The sequence below is a fragment of the Frankia canadensis genome (genome assembly GCF_900197875.1).
GTDB lineage: Bacteria > Actinomycetota > Actinomycetes > Frankiales > Frankiaceae > Frankia > Frankia canadensis.
Genome location: NZ_FZMO01000270.1, coordinates 1 through 4898, shown reverse-complemented (window position 1 = coordinate 4898; position 4898 = coordinate 1). Strand labels below are relative to the sequence as shown.

The following is a 4898-nucleotide window of genomic DNA, read 5'->3' as shown; positions in this document are numbered from 1 at the left end:
GTGCGGATCATGGCCCCTCTAGGCGTGGACACTACCCGGCAACCTACGACCGTAGATCGGGCAGCCCGGACTGTCGAACAAGTGTTTGAATCTGTGGACAGCTGGAACACGGCGGCCCGGCTGTGGATAAAGCGCGCAGCGGGCCGTGGCGGGCGTCAATGGGTTGATCACCTAGAAGGTGCGAGGACTCGACGCAGGCCCGGGCGCATGGGGAAAGGACCCGGTCGCCGCGGGTCGGGTCGGCCGCGAACCCAACCCAGCCCAGCCCGACCTCGGGCTTGCGGACAAGGCATACAGCTCGAAGGCGAACCGTGGCTGTCCGCGTCGGCGTGAAGACACGGCTGCGCCTGCTTCTCGGTGACGCTGGCCTGCTGCCCGAGCAGACGCAGTGGCCGGTGCGTGATCCGCGCAGCGGCCGGCTGGTGGCCCGCGTCGACTTCGCCTGGCCGGGCGCGCGCCTAGCTGTCGAGGCGGACGGGGTCGGCCCCCTTGGCCTGCCGGCGGCCCCGCATCGCGACCGCGCCCGTCAGAACGACCTGGTCCGCCTCGGCTGGAACCTCCTGCGTTTCACCTGGTGGGACGCACTTTCCGCGCCGGCGCGGGGGAAGGCCTCGACGTGCCACTTTCACATGGCTCCCTGTCCGATTCGTCCCGTTGAAACTGGCAGAACCTCCCGTTCCCACGCAACGCCTGCAGCGGACAGGCGCCGACGGCCGGCTCTGCGGGTGGGAAGCCGGCCATTGGGATCCGCCGCACGATCTCCCGTGCGGCCTACCAGGCCGAGAACCACGGGAGACGCAGCTCGCGAGGGGCCGGACTCCCGGTCCGATCCGGACGACTACAAGCAGCGGCACGCGGTCATGCGCGGGGGAGTTCGCGGGCGAACAGGGCGGTGACCTTGGCGAAGTGGTTCTCGGCGGCGGCCTCGTCGTAGGCGCCGGTGTGGTCGCGGACGGCGAAGCCGTGGCCGGCGGGGACGTCGTCGAGCTCGTAGCGGACGCCGGCCTTCTCGAGCGCGGCGACGAGCATGTCCCGCTGCTCGGGGGTGCAGCTGCGGTCGTTCTCCGCGACGCCGAAGTAGAGGCCGGCGGTGATCGCGCCGGCGCGCAGGTGCGGGCTGGTCGGGGCGTCGGTCGCGATGCCGCCGCCGTGGATCGAGGCGGCGGCGGCGATCCGCTCGGGCAGCTCGCCGGCCATCGTGAACGCCATCAGGCCGCCGCGGCAGTATCCGACGGCGCCGACGCGGTCGGAGCGCAGGTTCCCGGCCTCGGCCAGGACGTCGAGCAGCGCCTCGGTGTCGTGCACGACACCCTCGGGAGACGCCTCGCCGAGCATGGCCATCAGTCGGGCCCGTTCGTCCGGATCACCGAAGACGGTTCCCAGGTCGAAGGAGAGCCGGCCGGACCGGTAGAAGTAGTTCGTCAGCGCGACCGCGTAGCCCTCGGCCGCGAACCGGGCGGCCATCTCCTGCATCACCGGCCGGACTCCGCCGGCGTCCGGGTAGAGGATGACGACCGGCAGCGGCGCCGCCTCGCTGGGTTGGGCGTCGTCCGGGATGTGCAGGTAGACGTCCATGACGCCGTCGGCCGTACGGATCTCGAGTGGAGTGACAGGCACTCGGTTCGCCTCCCGCTGTGTCGGTGTCCCGGCGGCGTGACCAGCCGGGACGGGCCCTTGACAGCAAACAGCATCCTCCAACGCGCCGGTGGAGGCATCGGCGGCGGGCCGCGTGGGCCAGACGGAGCGGGGAGGCGCGGCGCGGGGAGGCGCGGCGCGGGGAGAGCGAGGCGCTAGGCGGAACGGGCCGGTTCGGTAGCGGGGGCGGCGTCCGGCGCGGCGGGGGCGTCGGCCTCGGGCGCGGCGTCCGGCGGCGGGCAGGCGAGGCGGAAGTCGCGCAGCACGGCCTCCGGCGCGACGCCGCAGCCCAGCTCGTAGGTGCCGAGCTGAACGAGCTCCCAGCCGCCCGTGCCCCGGTGCAGCACGCCCTCGGCGCGGTCGACGTCCTCGACCGTCGGGTGCAGCTCGGTGTAGGCCCAGGTCGGGTCGCTGCTCGCGAGCACCGTGCCGGTGACCTCGTACTGGTTCGCCGGGACGGCGGAGGTGTACGGGCTGGCCTTCACCGCCCGCACGATCGCGGCGGCGTCGGCGGCCGACGGGGGGACGGTGTCCGACTCACGAACGGATGTGGCCACGACGGCTCCGCTTCTCGGGGACGCTGTCGTCGTCGAGGACAACGGGGCCGACGAGCCAGGGCAGGCGAACGCGGTTCCCACGGTGACGACTCCCGCGGTGACGAGGGTGACTGCGGGCAGGACCACCCGGCGCGCGACCCGGACGCGGGCGCGGTGACGGGAGGCCTGAGGACGACTGTGTCGAGCCATGCGAAGCACGTACCCAGTTTGGCGGGATGAACCCTCACATGGGAGGCACTTCGGCGGTCACCCTGCCGACAGATCACACTGTGACCCCCGGACTTCCTGCCAGTGTCATCTTCGTGCCACCTATGGTATCCGGCTAGGTCATCTCAGGAGCCGGACACGCCCGTCTCACCGGACACGCTGGCCCCACCGGACACACTGGCCCCACCGGACGCGCTGGCCCCACCGGACGCGGGTGACGCGGCGGGCGCGGGAAGCCTGCCGAGGTCCCCGATGGTCGCCGTCACGGTGTATGAGGCCCAGTCCGCGGCGGTCTGGCGGCCGAACAGGACCTCCCGGCGCCGGGCCGTCCCGCTGAAGCCGCACCACCGAGATTCCATGATCATCAATGGCGGTGGCGTCGACCCGAACACCGAGGATGGGGCGGACTTCCCGTAGCGGGGAAGCGCCTACGGGGTCAGCGGCACCGTGTCGCGAACCCCGCCTGTCGCGTCCAGTTTGTCACCCTGTTCGCGACACGGGCCGCCGTGAAGGTGTCAGAACGCTGCCACGACCCGCCACCGCGACAGAGCGACAGAGCGACAGAGCGACACGAAGATCACAACTCGAGACGCCGCGGTTCTAGGCGTCGGAGGTACGCAGGGCGGCGACGCTGGCGGCCGCGAGCCACACCGGCCCGAGCAGCCCGGCCGAGTAGGGCAGGCCGACGGCGAGGGTGGCGCCAATCGAGACGGTGGCGAGCACCGCGCTGACGACACCGAACCACCGCGGCAGCACCCTGGTCCGCAGCGCCAGCACGGCGGCGCAGGCCGCCGCGGCGATCACTCCCCACCAGGCGGCGTACTGCATCTGGCTGACCACCAGGCCGAGGACCTCGACGTCCGTCCTGGTGTAGAAGCTCGCGTCGATGCCACCCGGGATGCCACCGGCGAGGGCGTGCTTGAGACCGAAGCTGAACATCAGGCAGCCGAGCGCCGCGGTGAACGCCATCCGCATCGCGGTCACGGCGATGCTGTCAGGAGCGCGCCGCGCGGCCAGCCGGCCGAATCCCGCCGTGAAGACCAGCAGCGCCAGCACGCTGGCGAAGCCGACGGATGCCCCGATCATGATCGCGTGCCGGTGGTCGGTGGCCTCGGCGATGATCGCGGCGCTGCCCGCCCTGGTCGCCTCCTCGCTTGGATCCCAGCCGAGGACGAACGAGCCGGCCGCGCCGCCGACCGCCGCCACCAGACCAGCCCAGGGCCAGCGGGCCCGCCGAGTGGCGTGGGCACCGCGCCGCCCCCCGGACGCGCCGTCCGGCTCGCCACCGCGCCCGTCCGACCGCTCGTCGAACCGCTTGTCGAACCGCTTGTCGAACCGCTCGTCGATCCCGTCGTCGACCCTGTCGCCGATCCCTTCGATCTGGTCGTCGAACCGGTCGTCCAACCGGTCGGAGGCCGGCGGGCGGTGGCCGTGCGGTTCGGAGTACCGGCCACGGTCGGCCATGCCCCCGCCGTGCCGGCTGGAGGTACGCAGAGAGTCCATGATGATGTTCCTCGTTCTCGTGATGGTGGCCCCCGGTCGGCGGCGTCAGTAACGATGCGTGTCGAGGGACGAGTCCGGCGACGGTGGCAACCTGCGCGTTCGAGGGGATGCCACCACCACCGACCGGACGGATGGTGGCCGTCTGTGCACGGCTCGACGATCGGGGTGGAATCGGGCCATGGAAGACGCCGCGATGCCCGCGGGCACGGGCACAGCCGCGGGCACGGGCACAGCCGCCGGCGCGGCTGCCGACTCGGGCGCGGAGGCCAGCCCTCCAGCGGACGCCGAGGTGATCCGACTGGTCGCGGCCCAGCGGGTGTTCGACGCGGGCGGCGCGGCCGTGCACGCCCTGCGGGGCGTCAGCCTGGTGGTGCGTCGCGGCGAGTTCGTCGCCGTCATGGGCCCGTCCGGCAGCGGAAAGTCGACGTTGCTGCGGGTCGTCGCGGGGCTTGACCGCCTCGACGCGGGCACGGTGACTCTGGCCGGCACGCCGCTGGCCGACCTGTCGGCGACGGCGCTCGCCCGGCTGCGCCGCCGGCACGTGGGCCTCGTCTTCCAGTTCTTCCACCTGTTGGAAGCCATGACCGTCACCGAGAACGTGCAGCTCGCGGCGCGTCTGTCCGGGCTGTCACGCCGGGCGTCGGTGCAGCGCGCCCGCGAGCTGCTCGACGTGCTCGGCCTGCTGGAGCGCGCCGAGGCGAGGCCGGCGGCGCTGTCCGGGGGGCAGCGGCAGCGGCTCGCGATCGCCCGTGCCCTCGCGGGCGACCCGACAGTGCTGCTCGCCGACGAGCCGACGGGCGCCCTCGACTCGGCCGGCGCCGCGGAGATCCTTGAGCTGTTCCACCGCCTGAACGACCGCGGCCAGACGATCCTGCTCGTCACCCATGACCGGCAGGTCGCCGCCGGGGCCCGGCGGATCATCCACCTCCTCGACGGCCAGCTCGACCCGCTCGCCCCGCCGCCGCTCGCCCCGTCCCCGCCCGTCCCGTCACGGCC

5 protein-coding genes are annotated in these 4898 nt (G+C 72.8%); 1 reads left to right on the top strand and 4 read right to left on the bottom strand.

Features of this window, described 5'->3' with window-relative positions:
- Positions 1-858 precede the first annotated feature (858 nt).
- From C1A33_RS20275 to C1A33_RS20260, 4 genes are all read right to left on the bottom strand, one after another.
- Positions 859-1617 (bottom strand): dienelactone hydrolase family protein, encoded by a 759-nt coding sequence (locus C1A33_RS20275; protein WP_101833016.1) that lies wholly within the window; start codon positions 1615-1617, stop codon positions 859-861.
- Between the two features lie 173 nt (positions 1618-1790).
- Positions 1791-2192, bottom strand: a complete 402-nt coding sequence (locus C1A33_RS20270; RefSeq protein WP_243407752.1) for a hypothetical protein — start codon at positions 2190-2192, stop codon at positions 1791-1793.
- Positions 2193-2524: 332 nt separating this feature from the next.
- Positions 2525-2758, bottom strand: a complete 234-nt coding sequence (locus C1A33_RS20265) for a hypothetical protein (protein WP_133150751.1) — start codon at positions 2756-2758, stop codon at positions 2525-2527.
- Positions 2759-2999: 241 nt separating this feature from the next.
- A complete protein-coding gene (locus tag C1A33_RS20260; protein WP_101833014.1) occupies positions 3000-3902 on the bottom strand; it encodes a hypothetical protein in 903 nt (300 codons plus the stop codon).
- A gap of 178 nt (positions 3903-4080) precedes the next feature.
- On the opposite strand from C1A33_RS20260, the gene C1A33_RS20255 reads away from it, so the two are divergent.
- A partial coding sequence (locus C1A33_RS20255) for an ABC transporter ATP-binding protein (RefSeq protein ID WP_243407751.1) occupies positions 4081-4898 on the top strand: 818 nt, incomplete at its 3' end.

Excerpts from the sequence above, each read along its gene's own strand:
- C1A33_RS20265 (WP_133150751.1), bottom strand. The coding sequence starts at position 2,758 with ATGGAATCTCGGTGGTGCGGCTTCAGCGGGACGGCCCGGCGCCGGGAG.
- C1A33_RS20260 (WP_101833014.1), bottom strand. The coding sequence starts at position 3,902 with ATGGACTCTCTGCGTACCTCCAGCCGGCACGGCGGGGGCATGGCCGAC.